Below are 16,993 nucleotides of genomic sequence, written 5' to 3'. Positions count from 1 at the left end.
CGGGTTTTCCTGCCTGCGGATAGCCCGTCATGTTTCATATCGCTCTGCTCGAGCCCGAGATCCCACCCAATACCGGCAATATCATTCGCCTGTGTGCCAATACCGGTTGCCAGTTGCATCTGATCGAACCGTTGGGGTTCGAGCTGGACGACAAGCGACTGCGTCGCGCCGGGCTGGATTACCATGAGTACGCGCCGGTGCAGACCCATGCCGATCTGGCCAGTTGCCTGGCCAGCGTGCGCCCGAACCGGGTGTTCGCGCTCAGCACCAAGGGTCGGCAATGCTACAGCGAGGTGCACTACCAGCCGGGAGATCTGTTCCTGTTCGGCCCGGAGAGCCGCGGCCTGCCGGCAGAGGTGCGCGAGGGGTTGCCCGCCGAACAGGTGCTGCGCATTCCCATGCATCCGGGCAATCGCAGCCTGAACCTGTCCAACAGCGCGGCGGTGCTGGTCTATGAGGCGTGGCGCCAGCAGGGGTTTGCCGGTGAGGGTTGAACCCCGTCATTGCGAGGAGCAGGGGCGGCCATCCGCCGACGGGGCAATCCAGCGCCCATCAGCCACTCCGAGCTCATGGATTGCCACGCCCTACGGGCTCGCAATGACGGGATGGCGAGGGATCAACGGGTCTTGATCACCACCTTGCCCACCGCCTGCCGGGTAGACAGTGCGGTCAACGCCGTTTCGTACTGATCCAGCTCGAAGGTCTGGGAGACCAGCGGCTTGAGCTTGCCTTCACTGAACCAGCTGAACAGCTGGCGGAAGTTGTCGAGGTTGGCCTGCGGCTCGCGGGTGGCGAAGGCACCCCAGAACACACCGACCACCGCAGCGCCCTTGAGCAGCGCCAGGTTGACCGGCAGCTCGGGAATGCGGCCACTGGCGAAGCCGACCACCAGCAGACGGCCCTTCCAGTTGATGCAGCGCATGCACTGGTCGAACAGGTCGCCACCGACCGGATCGTAGATCACGTCGGCACCCTGGCCACCGGTCAGTGCCTTGATCTTTTCCTTGAAGTCACCCTCGCTGTAGTTGACCAGCTCGTCGGCGCCGGCCTGGCGCGCAACTTCCAGCTTCTCGTCAGTGGAGGCGGCGGCGATCACCCGGGCGCCCATGGCCTTGCCGATTTCCACGGCGGCCAGGCCGACACCACCGGAGGCGCCGAGTACCAGCAGGGTTTCGCCCGGCTGCAGGTTGCCACGCTGGACCAGCGCATGCATGGAGGTGCCGTAGGTCATACTGAAGCCAGCGGCGGTCACATAGTCCATATCGGTGGGCATCGGCAGCACGCGGCCGGCATCGGTCGCCACTTTCTCGGCGAAACTGCCATAGCCGGTCAGGCCCATGACCCGATCGCCCGGCTTGAGATGCTTGACCTTGGCGCCGACGCTGGCGACCACACCCGCCGCTTCGCCACCCGGCGAGAAGGGGAACGCCGGCTTGACCTGATACTTGCCTTCGATGATCAGCGTATCGGGAAAGTTGACCCCGGCGGCATGCACGTCGATGACCACTTCGTTGTCCTTGGCCACCGGATCGGTGGTGTCTTCCAGCGACAGGCTGCTGGCGGGACCGTAGGCTTTGCACAGTACGGCTTTCATGATGGCTCCTCGATTGGATTTTCCACAGTCTAGCTGCGCCCACCGCAGCCGGGTCAATCACCATACCGGTGATTGATCGGCCTGCATAAGACAAGTAGCTGCCGGCGCCAGAGAAGCCTCGCCGGTCGCCGTCACTGACTCAGGTAGCGCGCCACGTAGGTATCGAAGTCGATACTGTCGGACTCCTCCAGCGCCGCCTGATCGGCCAGTGACTGGCGGGCGACCGCAGCGAACGCCTGCTGCTGCGGTTCGTCCAGGGGCCGCGACAGGAAGTGCTCGCGATGCCTCTCGGACTGCGCCAGGGCGAAGCGGAAGAAGCTCTCGCCCCGTTCGCCGATCGCCGCCAGCACCCGCGCCGAGGGCGTCAATGCCGGGTCCTGCAGTTTGGCGCGCTGCAGTTGCAGGCTGTCGCTGTAGGCGCTGGTCTGCTGCGCGCTGTCCAGCAGGCTGGCGCAGGCGGTGATATTGTCCAGCAGGTGCTCGCCCCACTCGGTCAGGGTGCACACCTGCCCCTTGCGATTCAGTTGCAGGCCCGGCTCGCGGCCACGCTTGACCGTCAAGGCAAAGTTCTCGTCACTCAGCTGGCATTCCGCCTCGGACATCGCCGGACTGTCGGCCAGCGCGCAGAACAGCAGGAAGCTGTCGAGGAAGTATGCGGTGCTCGGCTCGATACCCATCGGCGCGAAGGGATCGATATCCAGGCAGCGCACCTCGACATACTCCACACCACGGGCCGCCAGCGCATGCACCGGCTTCTCCCCGCTGCGGGTCACCCGCTTGGGCCGGATCGAGCTGTAGAACTCGTTTTCGATCTGCAGCAGGTTGGTATTGAGCTGCTGCCACTGGCCGTCGGCATCATGGGTGCCGATGGCGGCATAGGGTGGGTACGGCAGGCTGATGGCTTTCTGCATGCTGGAGATGTAGCTTTCCAGGCTGTTGTAGCAGACGTTGAGACCGGCCTGGGCATCGTTGTTGTAGCCCAGATCGCTCATCCGCAGGCTGGTGGCGTACGGCAGATACAGGCTCTTGTCGCCCAGCGGCTCGAGCTGGTGGTCGCGCCCCTGCAGGAAGCTGGCACACAGCGCCGGCGAGGCGCCGAACAGGTACATCAGCAGCCAGGCATAGCGGCGGAAATTGCGGATCAGCGCCACATAGCGCTCGGACTGGTAGTCCTGGGCGTTACGCGCATCGCCATCCTGCTGCTGCAACGCCTGCCACAGCGCCGGAGCCAGGGAGAAGTTGTAGTGAATGCCGGCAATGCACTGCATGGGCTTGCCATAGCGCACCGCCAGACCACGCCGGTATACATGCTTGAGCATGCCGACGTTGGAGCTGCCGTACCAGGCGATGGGGATATCCTCGTCGCGGGCCGGCAGCAGGCAGGGCATGGACTCGGTCCACAGCAGCTCATCACCCAGCTGGCCATAGGCGAAGCGGTGAATATCGTCCAGCTGACCGAACAGGTCGCCAATGTCGCGGCTCACCGGGGTGATCAGCTCGACCAGCGCCTCGGAATAGTCGGTAGTGATGGTCGGGTGGGTCAGCGCCGATCCCCAGGCCAGTGGATGCGGTTGCTGTGACAGGGCGCCACGCGCGTCGATACGCAGGCTTTCCTTCTCGATACCGTGCATGCAGTCACGCAGGCCGTCACGCAGTGACGGTTGCGCCAGCAGGTCGAGGCGTTGCTTCAACAGTGGTGACAAGCGCGTCACTCCTCAGACAATGAAAACGATCAGCCCGGCAAGCGCCGGTTCAAATACGGGCGAAAGTACCGAGGCACTTGGCCGCCAGCGCGCCGTCCTGCCACACCTCGCCATCGACCACCATGGTCCGCGTGCCGGCATGCACCACCTTGGCCCGGCACTCCAGTACCCCGCCGGTGATCGCCAGCGTGTAGTTGATCTTGCACTCAATGGTAGCGGTTGATTCATGCGCGTCCAGCAGGGCATAGACCGCCGCGCCCATGGTCGAATCCAGCAGCGAGAAGGTCACGCCACCATGCACCCGTCCGCCGGCGTTGAAATGCGATGGGTCGATCTCCAGGCGCATGCAGCAGCCTTCCCGGTCCAGGCTCACCAACTCCAGCCCCAGCAGTTGGGTGAAGGCGCTCATGCGACTGTCCTTGATGTCCTGCAGTTTCGGGTGTTCACTCATGGTGCGTCACTTCCTGAGATTCTTGGCGTTGGCGAACAGGTTGGCAAACGTACCACCAGGCTGCGCCCCGGAGCCAGCCTGGTTTTTCTCCGCACGCGGCTGGCGCGGTCGATTGCGCTCGTTGGCCGGTGCCCCGGAGCGCGCTCCACTGGCAGCGCCAGGCTGGTCGCCCATGCGCATGGTCAGGCTGATGCGCTGGCGCGGAATGTCCACCTCGAGCACCTTGACCTTGACGATATCGCCGGCCTTGACCACGTCGCGCGGGTCCTTGACGAAGCTGTCGGCGAGCATGGAGATATGCACCAGCCCGTCCTGATGCACACCGATATCGACGAAGGCACCGAAGTTGGCGACGTTGCTGACCACGCCCTCGAGAATCATGCCCGGCTCCAGGTCGCTGATCTTCTCCACTCCCTCCTGGAAGGCCGCGGCCTTGAATTCCGGGCGCGGGTCACGGCCGGGCTTGTCCAGCTCGCTGAGGATGTCGGTGATGGTCGGGATACCGAAATGCTCGTCGGTATAGCGGGCCGGGTCGAGCTTGCGCAGGAACGCCGAGTCACCGATCAGGCTGCGGATATCGCGTCCGGTCTGCTCGGCGATGCGGTTGACCAGCGGGTAGGCTTCGGGGTGCACCGCCGAGGCGTCCAGCGGATTGCTGCCGTTCATCACCCGCAGAAAACCCGCCGCCTGTTCGAAGGTCTTCTCGCCCAACCGGCTGACCTTGAGCAGTTCGCGGCGGCTGCCGAAGGCACCATGCTGGTCGCGGTAGTCGACGATGTTCTGGGCGATGCTCGGGTTCAAGCCGGAGACCCGGGTCAGCAGCGCCGCCGAGGCGGTATTCAGATCCACCCCCACGGCGTTCACGCAGTCCTCGACCACCGCATCCAGGCTGCGTGCCAGCTTCACCTGGGATACATCATGCTGGTACTGGCCAACGCCGATGGCCTTGGGCTCGATCTTCACCAGTTCGGCCAGCGGGTCCTGCAGCCGGCGGCCGATGGATACCGCGCCGCGGTAGGTTACATCCAGATCGGGGAATTCCCGGGCTGCCAGCTCGGAAGCGGAGTACACCGAGGCGCCGGCTTCGGAGACGGTGATCTTCTGCATCTTCAGTTCCGGGCAGAGCTTGAGCAGATCGCCCGCCAGCTTGTCGCTCTCCCGCGAGGCGGTGCCGTTGCCGATGGCGATCAGGTTGACCTGATGCTTCTTGCACAGGGCCGCCAGCACCGCCAGCGACTGATCCCACTGGTTGCGCGGCGCATGCGGAAAGATGGTCGCGGTGTCCACCAGCTTGCCGGTGGCATCGATCACCGCCAGCTTGACCCCGGTGCGCAGGCCGGGGTCCATGGCCAGGGTCACCCGCGGTCCGGCGGGTGCCGCCAGCAGCAGGTCCTTGAGGTTGCTGGCGAACACGCGAATGGCTTCATCTTCCGCCGCTTCGCGCAGTTCACCGAGCAGTTCGGTTTCCATGTACCCGAGCAGCTTGACGCGCCAGGTCCAGCGCACCACCTCGCCCAGCCACTTGTCCGCCGCGCGGCCCTGGTTGCTGATGCCGACGGTCTCGGCGATCAGCCCCTCGCAGGGGTGGGTGGCGGTGGCCGGTGCGTCCGGCTCGGCCAGTTCCAGGGCAATGCTCAGCACGCCCTCGTTACGTCCGCGCAGGATCGCCAGCGCGCGATGCGACGGTACGTTGCGCAGCGGCTCGTCGTATTCGAAGTAGTCGCGGAACTTGGCGCCCTCCTGCTCCTTGCCGGCGACCAGCCGCGAGACCACCCGGCCATCCTGGCGCAGCGTCTGGCGCAGGCGTTCGAGCAACCGGGCATCCTCGCTGAAACGCTCCATGAGAATGTACTTGGCACCGTCCAGCGCCGCCTTGACGTCGGCCACGCCCTTGTCCGCATCGATGAAACCGCTCGCCAACTGTTCAGGGTCCAGTGCCGGATCGGCATACAGCTGCTCGGCCAGCGGCCCAAGGCCGGCTTCCAGGGCGATCTGGCCCTTGGTGCGGCGCTTGGGCTTGTAGGGCAGATACAGGTCTTCCAGCACGGTCTTGGTCTCGGCCTGGCGAATATCGCGCTCCAGCTCGGGGGTCAGTTTGCCCTGCTCGTCGATACTCGCCAGAATGCTCTTGCGGCGATCCTCGAGCTCACGCAGGTAGCGCAGGCGTTCTTCCAGGTGGCGCAGCTGCGTATCATCCAGACTGCCGGTCACTTCCTTGCGGTAGCGGGAGATGAAGGGCACGCTGGCGCCCTCGTCGAGCAGGGCGACGGTGGCGACAACCTGTTCGGGGCGCACCGCCAGTTCGGTGGCAATACGCGAGGCAATACTGTCCATGGTCTGTATCCACATCAGTTATCTCAAGCGCGGCAGTATAACCGAGTCGCCGTGATGGATTGCAGATCTCACCCGGCAAAACCTGTTGGCGCTCTGGCTCACTCCCTTTAGCGCTGGCGGCAGCGGCAACGAACATCTGCCAAACGGGTGATGGTGTAAATAGCCAATTGAGGGAATTGCGATCCCGAACCGCTAGCGTAGAGGTGTCACCTGGCCGCCGCGAAACCTCTTGTAACAATGGCCGACTCCCTGTACCACTGGCATCAGCGACAATTACATCCTTCGATAAAGACGGTGCTGCGAATGACCAATACTGAAGGCGAAAAGATTCTGATCGTGGACGACGACGCCCGGCTGCGTCGCCTGCTGGAACGTTTTCTCAGCGAGCAGGGGTACCGTGTCCGCACTGTGGAGGACACCGTGCAGATGGACCGCCTGCTGGATCGCGAATTGTATTCGCTGATCGTGCTGGACCTGATGCTGCCCGGCGAAGATGGCCTCAAGGCCTGCGAGCGGCTGCGCGAACGTGGCACCACCACGCCGATCATCATGCTTACCGCCAAGGGTGATGAAACCAGCCGCATCCAGGGCCTGGAGCTGGGTGCCGACGACTATCTGCCCAAGCCGTTCAACCCGCGTGAACTGGTCGCCCGCATCAAGGCTGTACTGCGCCGCCAGGCGCCGCAGATTCCCGGCGCACCCACCACCGAGGACAACGAGGTCACCTTCGGCGATTTCGTGCTCAGCCTGTCCACCCGCGAACTGCGCCGTGGCGAGGAAGTACACATGCTGACCTCGGGTGAGTTCTCCGTGCTCAAGGCGCTGGTGCACCATCCACGGGTACCGCTGACCCGGGACAAGCTCATGCAACTGGCCCGAGGCCGCGAGTGGGATGCGCTGGAGCGCTCCATCGACGTGCAGATCTCCCGGCTGCGGCGGCTGCTCGAGCCCGATCCCTCCAAGCCCCGCTACATCCAGACCGTGTGGGGCGTAGGTTATGTGTTCGTACCGGATGGCCAGCAGCAGTGAAAGGAGGCCCCGGCTGGCATCCCATGCTGCCGCGCAGCTTCTTCGCCCGCACCCTGCTGCTGGTCCTGCTGACCCTGATGTTCTCCAAGATCCTCACCCTGGTGTACCTGGTGAGCAACGAGGACCTGCTGGTCGACCGCCAGTACAGCCACGGTACCGCCATGCTGGTGCATGCCTACTGGGCCAGCGGCCCCGAGGCGCGGGCTGACCTGGAGAACATCACCGGTCTGGAACTGGTACACCAGAGCCAGGTGCCGACCGGGGAAATTCACTGGCCCTATTCCGGGGTGTTCACCAATCAGCTGCGCGACGAACTGGGCGACCGGACCCAGATCCGCGTGCAGACCCAGGAGCAGCCGGCGATCTGGGTGCATCAGCCCAGCTATGGCGAGCAATGGCTCAAGGTACCCTTGTATGCCCACCCGCTGCGTGGCCAGCGGGTCTGGCTGGTGGTCAGTTGGCTGACGCTGATCGTCATGCTGTCCACCGCCGCCGCCTGGATCTTCGTGCGCCAGCTCAACTATCCGCTGAAAACCCTGGAACAGGCCGCCCAGCGCATCGGCCAGGGTCACAGCGTGCGCCTGCTGGATACCAGCGGCCCGACCGAGATCGCCGAGGTCTACCGCGCCTTCAACCAGATGGCGCAGGATGTCGAGCAGGCCAGCAGCGATCGCGCCCTGCTGCTGGCTGGGGTCTCCCATGACCTGCGCACACCGCTGACGCGCATGCGCCTGTCCACCGAACTGATGTCCAACGCCGAGCCGGAGCTGACCGAGGGCATGATCCGCGATATCGAGGACATGGATGCCATTCTCGACCAGTTCATGGCCTATATCCGTGACGGTAGCGCCGAGCCATGTGAGTCCTGCGACCTGAATGAACTGATTCGCGAGGTGGTGACACCGGTCAACGCTGGCGAGCAGCTGGTTCGCCTGTGCCTGGAACCGGTGCCGGAGCTGGCACTGCGCCGCCTGTCAATCAAGCGCCTGCTGACCAACCTGATCGAGAACGCGCTGAACCATGGCGGCACCGGTGTGGAAATTTCCACCCATCTGGAACGCAGCGCGATCCAGCCCAGCGTGGTGGTCAGCGTGCTGGACCGTGGCCCGGGCATCGATCAGAGTGAAGGAGAAGACCTGTTCACCCCCTTCATTCGCGGCGACCGGGCGCGCTCGACCAAGGGCACCGGCCTGGGGCTGGCCATCGTCAAGCGTATCGCCGACAGCCACGGCATCAGCGTGCAATTGCTCAACCGCAGTGGCGGTGGCACCGAGGCGCGCCTGCGCTTTCCGGTGCCGACGCTTTAAGACACCGCCGGGTACTCGTGGAAGGCCGGGGCCATCCCGACCGGCAGCGTGTCCGTCGACTGCGCTGGTCGAGATGGAACTCGACCTTCCATAAACCGGGGTGTGAGAATGTTCAGCCCTGCAATACACCGGCCTGTTCCAGCACCTGCTCGATGGCTACCAGATCGGGAATCAGCAGAATGTCCGCCTCATCGGCCAGCCTCACCGGCTGGCTGATGAACTCGCTGGGCGCGCCGGCTGGCTCGATTTCGCCACGCAGCACCTTCTTCGAACGTGGGATACCCGGTATCCGCATGCCTATGAAGCTCACACCTTCGCGCGCCCCCACCGCGTTGAGAACCAGGGTGCGCGATGCCTGCGACTCGCTTGCCGGTGGCTGGCCCAGCAGTACCGCAGGGTCGATCAGCGGTACCTTCTGGTCGCGCCAGCTGGTCCAGCCGAGGAACCATGCCGGCCCACCGCTCGCCACCTGACTCAGGCGGTACCCGGCCAACTCGGCCACCGCCACGTTGGGCAGCAGCAGCGACTGCCCGGCCAGGGGAATGATCAGGCCGTTGAGGCTTTCCAATGCATCTGACATACCATGAATCCTCTTGATCTAGGGTCTATTCGAGCCATTGGCACATGGCGATGGCCAGCTCTTCGGGTGACCCTTCACGACTGCTGTAGCCGGCACGCTGCACCGCCTGCGGCATGGTCGCGCAGGCCGCGCTGTCGGCGCTCTGGGTCCATATCTCCATGCCCTGGCGGCGCATCCGCCCGCAGGCCTCCACACCGTCCTCACCCATGCCACTGAAGATGATCGCCCCGCAACTCGGCGCGAAGGCCGCAGCCAGTTCATCCAGCAGGGTTTCGATCGCCGGCTGGTAAGCCCCCGGCCAAGCCTGGTCCTGCATGCACAGCTGCCCCTGGGGACCGAAGCTGAGCGTCTGGGCAATCGGCGCCACCAGCACCTCGCCAGGCTGCAACAGGCTGCCCTCGACACAGTTGCGGATGTGCCAGGTGTTCTCGCGACCGAGTATGCGTGGCAGCTGCTGCTCGAAGCCGGCATCGATATGCTGCGCGTAGACGAAGGCGATCGGCAACTGCGCCGGCAGCGCATCGAGGAAGCGCTTGACCGCCGCCGGTCCACCCAGCGAGGCACCGAGCAGCCATACGCAACAGCGCGTCTGCGGCGGTTGCACTGGCGTAGACGGCAGGCTCGGCAACACCACCGGCTCGCCGAGCAGCGCACACAGCTTGCCGAACAACCGGCGCTGCCAGCGTACATGATCCTCATGCTGCGGCGGCGGTATTTCACCGGCGCCAAATAGCACCGGTACCGGGCTGTGCTCGAGCAGCCAGTCCACCAGCGGCGACTCCTCAGCGATGTCCAGCAACCACAGGTCGGTCATCACCGCGGCCAGCTGTGCCGGCTCCAGGCGTGCCGGCGGGCTATCGAATACCACCCGGTAGCCAAAACCCTGCACCACCTGCGCCAGGCTGCTGCGCCCATTGCTGCAGGCTACCAGCAGCGCCACCGACGGTGCCGGCGTGTCACTCACGGCGATGGACCAGCGTGCCGATCAACTCCAGCAGTTGGGCTTCCTGGTAGGGTTTGCCCAGGTATTCATTGACTCCGAGACTGCGTGCCCGCTCGCGGTGCTTCTCACCGGTACGCGAGGTGATCATGATGATCGGCAGATCCTTCAGCCGGTCGTCATGGCGCACCAGGGTGGCCACTTCGAAGCCGTCCATGCGCGGCATTTCGATATCCAGCAGCATGATGTCCGGCTGCAGGTCCTGCAGCCGGGCGATGGCCTCGACACCGTCCTTGGCCGTGACCACCTCCATGCCGTGCCGCTCCAGCAGGCGACTGGTGACCTTGCGCACGGTGATAGAGTCATCCACCACCATCACCAGGGTCGAGCGCCGGCTCTGTGGCACCATGGCTCGCTCGGCAGCCAGCATCTGCTGCGAATGCAGCGCCTGCTGGGCCCGGATCACCGCCAGCAGATCCAGAATCACCACCACACGGCCATCCCCGAGGATGGTCGCCCCGGAAATGCCGGGCACCACGGCAAACTGCTTGCCGAGGCTTTTCACCACGATTTCCCGCGAGCCGGCCAGCGAGTCGACCTGCACCGCGACACTGTGCTCGGCGCCGCGCACCAGGATCACCGGCAGCGGCAGGCTGTGGCCACTGAGCCGGGGCTGCTGACCGGTGACCAGCAGGTCGCCGAGGTAACGCAGATCATACTGCTTGCCGGCATATTCGAAGGGCGGCGCATCCGGCGCGTAGTAGGCCTCCAGTTCGTATCCCGAGACCCGCACGATACCCTCGATGGTATTCAGCGGAATGGCGTACAGGTCATCGCCGGAATACACCATCAGCGCCCGGTTCACCGACACGGTGAATGGCAGGCGAATGATGAAGGTGGTACCGGCCCCCGACTCGGTGGACAGCGTCATGCTGCCACCCAGTTGCTTGATCTCGGCATTGACCACGTCCATGCCGACCCCGCGCCCGGAGATCTGCGTGACCCGCTGGGCGGTACTGAAGCCAGCCTCGAGGATGAATTGCAGCACCTCCTGGTCGGTCAACTGGGCATCGGCATCCATCAGGCCGCGTTCAACAGCCTTGCTACGCACCGCATCCAGGTCGACACCGCGACCGTCATCGGCCAGCCGGATGACGATCTCGCTGCCTTCGCGATGCAGCTCCAGGCTGATGCGGCCGCTCTCGGCCTTGCCCTGCTCGGCACGCAGTGCCGGCACTTCGATGCCGTGGTCGACGGCGTTGCGCAGCATGTGTTCGAGCGGCCCCATCATGCGTTCGAGCACGCTGCGGTCCATTTCCCCTTCAGCATTGCCCACCGCCAGGGTGACCTGCTTGCCCAACTCCGCAGATACCTGCCGCACCACCCGGCGCAACCGCGGCAGCAGGCGCTCGAAGGGCACCATGCGCGTGCGCATCAGGCCTTCCTGCAGCTCGGTATTGACCCGCGCCTGCTGCAACAGCAGGGTTTCCGCATCCCGGCTCTTGGTCGCCAGCGTCTCCTTGAGATCGAACATGTCCGAGGCCGACTCGAACAGCGAGCGGGACAGCTGCTGCAACTGGGAATAACGGTCCATCTCCAGCGGATCGAAATCCTCGTAGGCCTGTTCGATTTCCTCCTGGTGGCGCGACAGGATCTGCGCCTGGGTTTCCATGTCCAGGCGCCGCAGCTGGTCACGCACCCGCTCGATGGTGCTTTCCATATCAGTCAGCGTCTGGCTGATGTCGCTGACCTGCTGCTCGATACGGCCACGGAAAATCGACGTCTCGCCGGCCAGATTGACCAGTTCCTCGAGCAGACCGGCCGGTACCTTGATGGTTTCCTGCACCGCGGCGCGACTGCTGGCGGTGGCCGTCGGCTGATCGCCCGCCATTGCCTGCTGCAGGATGGCCCGCACCTCGGCCAGGGTCTGCTCCGGCGCTGCGGCGACCGGCGTTTCGACAGCCACATCCGGCGCCAGCGATACTGCCGCTGGCAATGCCCAATCCGCGGCCGGAAAGCTGTGCCCCACGGCCAGCTGTTCCAGCGCTGCCAGCAACTCGGCAAACGCGTCGCTCAAGCTATCGAACTGGTCGGGAGCAGTTTGTTGCAGCGCGGTTTCCAGTTGCCGCGCCTGTTCGGCCAAAGCATTCTGGTCAGCCAGGCGGGCACTGCCCTTGAAGGTCTGGATGCGGTGTAACAGATCCTGCACCGCCTGCGGCTCAGCCTCACCGCGTGTCAGCAGCTCGGTGCAGGGCTGCAGCAGTTCTCGGGCCTCTTCGAGGAACATGCCCAGCATGCCTGATACCGGGGTAGTCGCCAGCGGCATAGGTGCCTCGACGGCTGCAGCAACGACGGGTTCGGCGGGAGCCTCGCTGGGTAGTCGCGGAGGCCGGTCCGGCTCGGCGCGGAAGTCGCGAATCGTGCGGATCAGTGCCATGCCATCGCTGATCGAGCGCCCGGCGATGATGCCCTCGACCATCTCAGCCAGGCCATCCTGACAGGCCAGCAGTAGTTCCGGCAGCCCTTCCAGCATCTGGAAGCGATGCGTTGCCAGGCCCTCATAGAGGAACTCCAGCTCATGGGCCAGATCGCCCACCGGGCGGATTTCCGCCATCCGTGCGCCGCCCTTGAGGGTATGCAGGTCGCGCAGCAGCGCGTGCAGCGGCGCGTCATCGGCAGTGTCGGTCAACCAGTGCTGCAGGCTGGCTGCGGACGTATCGAGTATTTCCTGGGCTTCCTCGAGGAAGATATCCACCAGTTCGGTATCGGCACCCGCATCGCCGGGATGCCATCTGCCCTCGTCATTGTCAGCGCTGGCTGCGAGCGGCGACGCAGCGGCAAGCGCAGGGCTGTCGATGGTATGGGTAAACAGGGCTTGCAGTGCCTCCAGCTCGGCGGTCGCCGGCTGGATATGCTGATGCGCCGCGACCTGATCCATCATGCCGATCAGCCGCTCGTGTGCGTCAACCAGGCAGGCGGCTACCTCCTCACTGAACGGCAAACGCTGGCCCAACAATGCTTCATGTACATCCTCCAGCCCCTGGCACAGCTCATCGATCGGTGCCAGCTCGACCTCCACCGCCACCTCCGCCAGCGCACGCAGCGCGCGGGCCACAGCGGCATGTTCAAGCCTGGCTGGCCCTTGGCCCAGCTCGTCTGCCGCATCCAGCAGCAGTTCTATGCCTTCGGTCAGGAAGATCGACAGCAGATCGGTATCGCTGGTGCCGTCGAGCTGCGAGCGACTGCTGTCGCGCTTCTCCAGAGCATCGCGGTGGATCGTTTCGAGCCGCTGCAGGAAGGCCTCGGTGCCATTGATCGGCTGATCCGCTTGATCCTGCGCCAGCCAACCCTGCAGCATGCTCACCGCATCGCCGAGCAGTTCGACCAGGGGCTGGTCGGCCGGAATCAGGTTGGCCTTGAAGTCCTTGGCCAGCTTCTCCAGCGGCGTCGCCAGACTGGCGATGGGTTGGATACCGGCCATGTGGGCACTGCCCTTGAGCGTATGCAAGGCACGCTGCAGGGCATCGCTCAGCGGGCATGGCAGCCCCTGCGCGCATTTGTCGATAAAGGCGCTGATCTGCTCGATATGCGTCTGGGTTTCGGCACGGAAGATCTTCAGCAGCAGCGGGTCCAGCTCCGCTTGCGTCACCGGCTGTGGTAGTTCGCTATCGGTAGCGGACGCCTCGGTGGGCGTCGACAGCACTGGCTGGGGTTCCGGTTGCGCCTCGGCAGGCTCTGGATAGCCGGCCAGCGGCTCGTCGATCGACGCCGGCTCGATATCGGTCTGTTCGCTCGGCTCGGGCGCATGCAGCTCCTCGAGTTCCGGCAACGGCGGCAATTCGGAGGTAACCTCGATATCGACTGTTGACTCCGGCTCGCTCGACGCCAGCTCCCCGAACGGCAGATCGACAGCGACGCTCTCCTCCTGCAGTTCCAGCTCGACAGGCAGTTCACCACGGGATAGAGCCTCAGCCTGGCTGGCCAGGCGTTCGACCTCGGGCAGCGACTGCTGACGATCAGCGGCGAAGTCCTCCAGCAGCGACGGTATCAGTTCGCGTGCCGCATTGACCACACCAAACACCAACGGGCTTGCCACCACATTGCCATCGATCACGCGGTTGAGCATGTTCTCCACCGCCCAGGCCAGCTCGGCCAGCACGCCGGCCTTGACCATGCGACCGCTACCCTTGAGGGTGTGAAAGCCACGCCGCACCTCGGTGCGCGCCGCGCTGTCGTCGGGATTGGCCTGCCAGCGGGGAGTACATTCATCGAGGGTTTCCAAGACCTCACCGACTTCCTCGATGAAGATTTCCAGCAGTTCGGGATCGATCTCATCATCATTGCCGTAGTCGACCACTGGCGCCGGTGCCGGGGCCGGCGCAGCCGTCTCCACCACCGCTTCCTCCTCCAGCACCGCAGCCAGATCGGCCGGGGCATAACCGAGCAGCGCCAGGCGCTCCTCGGCTACCGCGAGAATGCTGTCACCTCGATCGGTATTGTCCTCGGCGACCCGCTCAAGGTAGTAGTCGATACTGGTGATCACATCCGCCAGGGCATCCAGCGCTTCCCAGTCAGGCACTCGCCGCTCGCGGATCAGTTGCCGGCTCAGGTACAGCCGGCACGCGGCCACGGCGTCGGCCGCACGCTGCAGCGGCAACATGGCGAGCCCGCCACGGACGCTGTTGAGCAATTCGTCGACCGGTTCCAGCTGGCTGTAGTCCCATTGCCCGGCAATGAAGGCATTGATCGCTTCGCGCGTATGCTCCAGGGCATTGCGCGCCTCGAATACCACCTGCTGCTGGACCTGCAGCATCTCCTGGGCACTGGCCAACTGACGGACCGGGCTGCCCTCCGCACTGGCGTCGGTGGCGGAGCGCTCCATGGCGAAAATGCCGTGCATGCTGGCTTCGACATACAGCATGCCGCCAGCGATTTCCATCAACTGGGCATCGGTGGGTGAGGTGGAGGCCGACGCCAGTTGCTCGACCCGCTCGATCTGTTCCTGCAGCACCCGTCGCGGCTGGCCCAGGCCGAGTACCGCCAGGGTATCGGCAATTCGCTTCATGTTCGGCAACAGCGTGCCGAGCTCATCCGAGTGCCGCTCGCTGCTGCGCACGAACAGGTCGAGGCGCTCCTTGACCTGCAACAGCTCCTCGTTCAAAGCCAGTGCCACCGATTGCATGGTGCCGCGGTCAGGGCCGACCAGGCGACTGTCGCTGGGCTGCTCCTGCGGCTCGCCATCGACCCACAGGGCATGCAGCTGGTAGTGCTGTTTCAGCGCTTCGAGGCGTGGACTGTTGCCACCACTCTTGGCCACATAGAACAGCAGGTTGCGCAGCAGCTCGGGCGCAGGTGCGCGCTGGCTGATTGCCGCAGGATCGTCCAGCAACTGGCGCAACTCGCGGTCGGCCTGACGCAGCAACTGGCGAATGGCAGCCCCGTTATCGATACTGCCGTGCTCGAGACCTTCGGCAACCCCGGCGAAGATAGCCCACAACTCGGCAAGGCGGGTGCCCTGGAACAGTTGCTCCAGCCGGGCGAATACCCGCCCCAGTTGCTGGCTGCTGCGCTGCACATCCTGTTCCCGAATGATCGCCGCGTGGGCGATCTGCATGGCCTGGCGCAACTTGCGCAGCTGCAACACTGCCTGTTCGCTGGTGAAGTCGATCTGCTGGCCGCCACCGGTATCCTGAGCGGCTTTGAGCTCGGGACTGAACAGGGCGTTCTCCGACAGCAGCTTTTCGCCCCGCGCCGTGCGCATGTCGTTCAGCAGCGGCAAGAGCAGCAGCGGCAGATCGCGCCGCCCGCGCTGCACCCGATCGAGGTAGGCCGGCATCTGCAGAATCGCCTGCATCAGTACTTCCAGGGCCTCGGACTCCCGGCTGCAGCTACCGTGCATCAGCGCCTGGGCGAGCTTCTCCATTTCCTCGGCCAGCAACGCCGCACCGTAGAATTCCACCATCTGCAAGGTGCCATGGACCTGATGAATATAGGTCAGGCAAAAACGCAGGCGCGTCGTATCCCCGGGGTTGTCGACAAAGGCTTCCAGTGCCTGACGCGCTTGGCTCAGCGTCTCGGAAATTTCGCCTTTAACCCAGTCGAGGGCGACATAATCATGCCGATCACCCATAGTCACTCCAGACATTCCATGCTGCTCCGACGCCTGTAGGCCTGCACCCGATCATCGGCTACCGGCTCAAGCAAGGGATTGTTCCAGTCCATTATTTCACCCGGTCCGATGACCAGCATGCCGCCCGGTGCCAACCGCATTGCCAACTGGTTGAGCAGGTCACGACGGCGCCAGCGCCGGAAGTAGATGAGCAGGTTCTGGCAGAAAATGATATCCAGGTCCCGGATCGGGGCCTGGGCCAGTTCCAGGATGTTCAGACGAGTGAAGCACACCCGGTCACGCAGCACCGGTGCCACCTGATACTGTCCATCCTGCAGTTGTTCCAGCCACTGGCCGGCTTCGGCCTCGTTCAACCCGCCCAGGCGGCGTGCGCAATAACGGCCGAGGCGCGCCTGATCCAGTGCGCGCTGGCTGATATCGGTAGCCCAGATGCCGTAGTCACGTCGGCTCTGACCGACCTGCGCCAGCGCCTGTTCCATGATGATCGCCAGGGAATAGGCCTCCTCGCCACTGGCACAGCCGACACTCCAGCACTGCAGCGGTCGTGCGCTGCCGGGCAGGCGCTGATGAAGAAACTGCGCCACGCAATCGAAGGAGGCACGGTGACGCATGAAACTGGTCTCGCGTACCGTCAGCCACTCGATCAGCGCGGCCCACTCCAGCGCCCCACTGATGCCCTGGGTCACATGTTCGTAATAGGCCTGATAGTCACGAATGCCCAGCTCGCGCATGCGCGAGCCGAGACTGGTCTGCAGGTAAGCCTGGCGCTGCTGGCTGACGCAGACGCCGGTACGCTGCTCAAGCAATGCCTGCCACTGACGGAATTGTTGTCCGTCCATGTCTGGCAACTGCTCCAATGACCAGTGTGGCGTTCTCTGCACTATGCGACCCTCGCGGTGCCATTATCGGAGCGGCCATCCAGCCG

At 64.5% G+C, this 16,993-nt stretch carries 11 protein-coding genes; 3 read left to right on the top strand and 8 right to left on the bottom strand.

The features are described 5' to 3' along the window. Positions 1–29 precede the first annotated feature (29 nt). Complete coding sequence (trmL, locus tag CQ007_RS06655) at positions 30–494, top strand: tRNA (uridine(34)/cytosine(34)/5-carboxymethylaminomethyluridine(34)-2'-O)-methyltransferase TrmL (RefSeq protein WP_105644376.1); 465 nt, start codon at positions 30–32, stop codon at positions 492–494. Between the two features lie 122 nt (positions 495–616). Here trmL and CQ007_RS06650 read toward each other — a convergent pair whose 3' ends face one another. The 4 genes from CQ007_RS06650 to CQ007_RS06635 all read right to left on the bottom strand — a co-directional run bounded on the left by CQ007_RS06650 (position 617) and on the right by CQ007_RS06635 (position 6,082). Then, positions 617–1,594 carry an NADPH:quinone oxidoreductase family protein gene (locus CQ007_RS06650; protein ID WP_105644374.1) on the bottom strand — a complete coding sequence of 326 codons (978 nt, stop codon included), beginning with the start codon at positions 1,592–1,594 and terminating at the stop codon, positions 617–619. Between the two features lie 131 nt (positions 1,595–1,725). Next, complete coding sequence (gshA, locus tag CQ007_RS06645; RefSeq protein WP_105644372.1) at positions 1,726–3,297, bottom strand: glutamate--cysteine ligase; 1,572 nt, start codon at positions 3,295–3,297, stop codon at positions 1,726–1,728. Between the two features lie 49 nt (positions 3,298–3,346). Next, entirely contained in the window at positions 3,347–3,748 is a 402-nt protein-coding gene (locus CQ007_RS06640; RefSeq protein WP_105644370.1) for a PaaI family thioesterase, read from the bottom strand. Between the two features lie 6 nt (positions 3,749–3,754). Next, positions 3,755–6,082 (bottom strand): Tex family protein, encoded by a 2,328-nt coding sequence (locus CQ007_RS06635; RefSeq protein WP_105644527.1) that lies wholly within the window; start codon positions 6,080–6,082, stop codon positions 3,755–3,757. Between the two features lie 303 nt (positions 6,083–6,385). Between CQ007_RS06635 and ompR the strand changes: the two genes are divergently transcribed. After that, entirely contained in the window at positions 6,386–7,111 is a 726-nt protein-coding gene (gene ompR / locus CQ007_RS06630) for a two-component system response regulator OmpR (RefSeq protein ID WP_105644368.1), read from the top strand. A gap of 23 nt (positions 7,112–7,134) precedes the next feature. Then, the gene (locus tag CQ007_RS06625) at positions 7,135–8,418 is read left to right on the top strand and encodes an ATP-binding protein (protein WP_105644366.1); all 1,284 of its coding nucleotides are present in this window, start codon (positions 7,135–7,137) and stop codon (positions 8,416–8,418) included. 112 nt (positions 8,419–8,530) lie between these two features. Here CQ007_RS06625 and CQ007_RS06620 read toward each other — a convergent pair whose 3' ends face one another. The 4 genes from CQ007_RS06620 to CQ007_RS06605 are packed head-to-tail and all read right to left on the bottom strand — an operon-like array spanning position 8,531 to position 16,949. Beyond that, positions 8,531–8,998 (bottom strand): chemotaxis protein CheW, encoded by a 468-nt coding sequence (locus CQ007_RS06620; RefSeq protein WP_105644364.1) that lies wholly within the window; start codon positions 8,996–8,998, stop codon positions 8,531–8,533. Positions 8,999–9,023: 25 nt separating this feature from the next. Continuing rightward, on the bottom strand, positions 9,024–9,962 hold the full coding sequence (locus CQ007_RS06615) for a chemotaxis protein CheB (protein WP_105644362.1): 939 nt from the start codon (positions 9,960–9,962) through the stop codon (positions 9,024–9,026). Next, the gene (locus tag CQ007_RS06610) at positions 9,955–16,083 is read right to left on the bottom strand and encodes an Hpt domain-containing protein (RefSeq protein ID WP_305888511.1); all 6,129 of its coding nucleotides are present in this window, start codon (positions 16,081–16,083) and stop codon (positions 9,955–9,957) included. Before CQ007_RS06610 ends, CQ007_RS06615 begins: the two co-directional genes overlap by 8 nt. Continuing rightward, complete coding sequence (locus CQ007_RS06605) at positions 16,071–16,949, bottom strand: protein-glutamate O-methyltransferase CheR (protein ID WP_371919799.1); 879 nt, start codon at positions 16,947–16,949, stop codon at positions 16,071–16,073. Before CQ007_RS06605 ends, CQ007_RS06610 begins: the two co-directional genes overlap by 13 nt. Positions 16,950–16,993 lie beyond the last annotated feature (44 nt).

The organism is Pseudomonas sp. MYb185 (assembly GCF_002979975.1).
Lineage (GTDB): Bacteria > Pseudomonadota > Gammaproteobacteria > Pseudomonadales > Pseudomonadaceae > Halopseudomonas.
This window is presented reverse-complemented; position numbering and strand designations above follow the sequence as displayed.

What these genes read in the sequence shown, in the direction of transcription:
- CQ007_RS06610 (WP_305888511.1), bottom strand. Translation starts at nt 16,083, where the DNA reads ATGTCTGGAGTGACTATGGGTGATCGGCATGATTATGTCGCCCTCGAC.
- CQ007_RS06650 (WP_105644374.1), bottom strand. Translation starts at nt 1,594, where the DNA reads ATGAAAGCCGTACTGTGCAAAGCCTACGGTCCCGCCAGCAGCCTGTCG.
- CQ007_RS06620 (WP_105644364.1), bottom strand. Translation starts at nt 8,998, where the DNA reads ATGTCAGATGCATTGGAAAGCCTCAACGGCCTGATCATTCCCCTGGCC.
- CQ007_RS06625 (WP_105644366.1), top strand. Translation starts at nt 7,135, where the DNA reads ATGCTGCCGCGCAGCTTCTTCGCCCGCACCCTGCTGCTGGTCCTGCTG.
- ompR (WP_105644368.1), top strand. Translation starts at nt 6,386, where the DNA reads ATGACCAATACTGAAGGCGAAAAGATTCTGATCGTGGACGACGACGCC.
- trmL (WP_105644376.1), top strand. Translation starts at nt 30, where the DNA reads ATGTTTCATATCGCTCTGCTCGAGCCCGAGATCCCACCCAATACCGGC.
- CQ007_RS06640 (WP_105644370.1), bottom strand. Translation starts at nt 3,748, where the DNA reads ATGAGTGAACACCCGAAACTGCAGGACATCAAGGACAGTCGCATGAGC.
- CQ007_RS06635 (WP_105644527.1), bottom strand. Translation starts at nt 6,082, where the DNA reads ATGGACAGTATTGCCTCGCGTATTGCCACCGAACTGGCGGTGCGCCCC.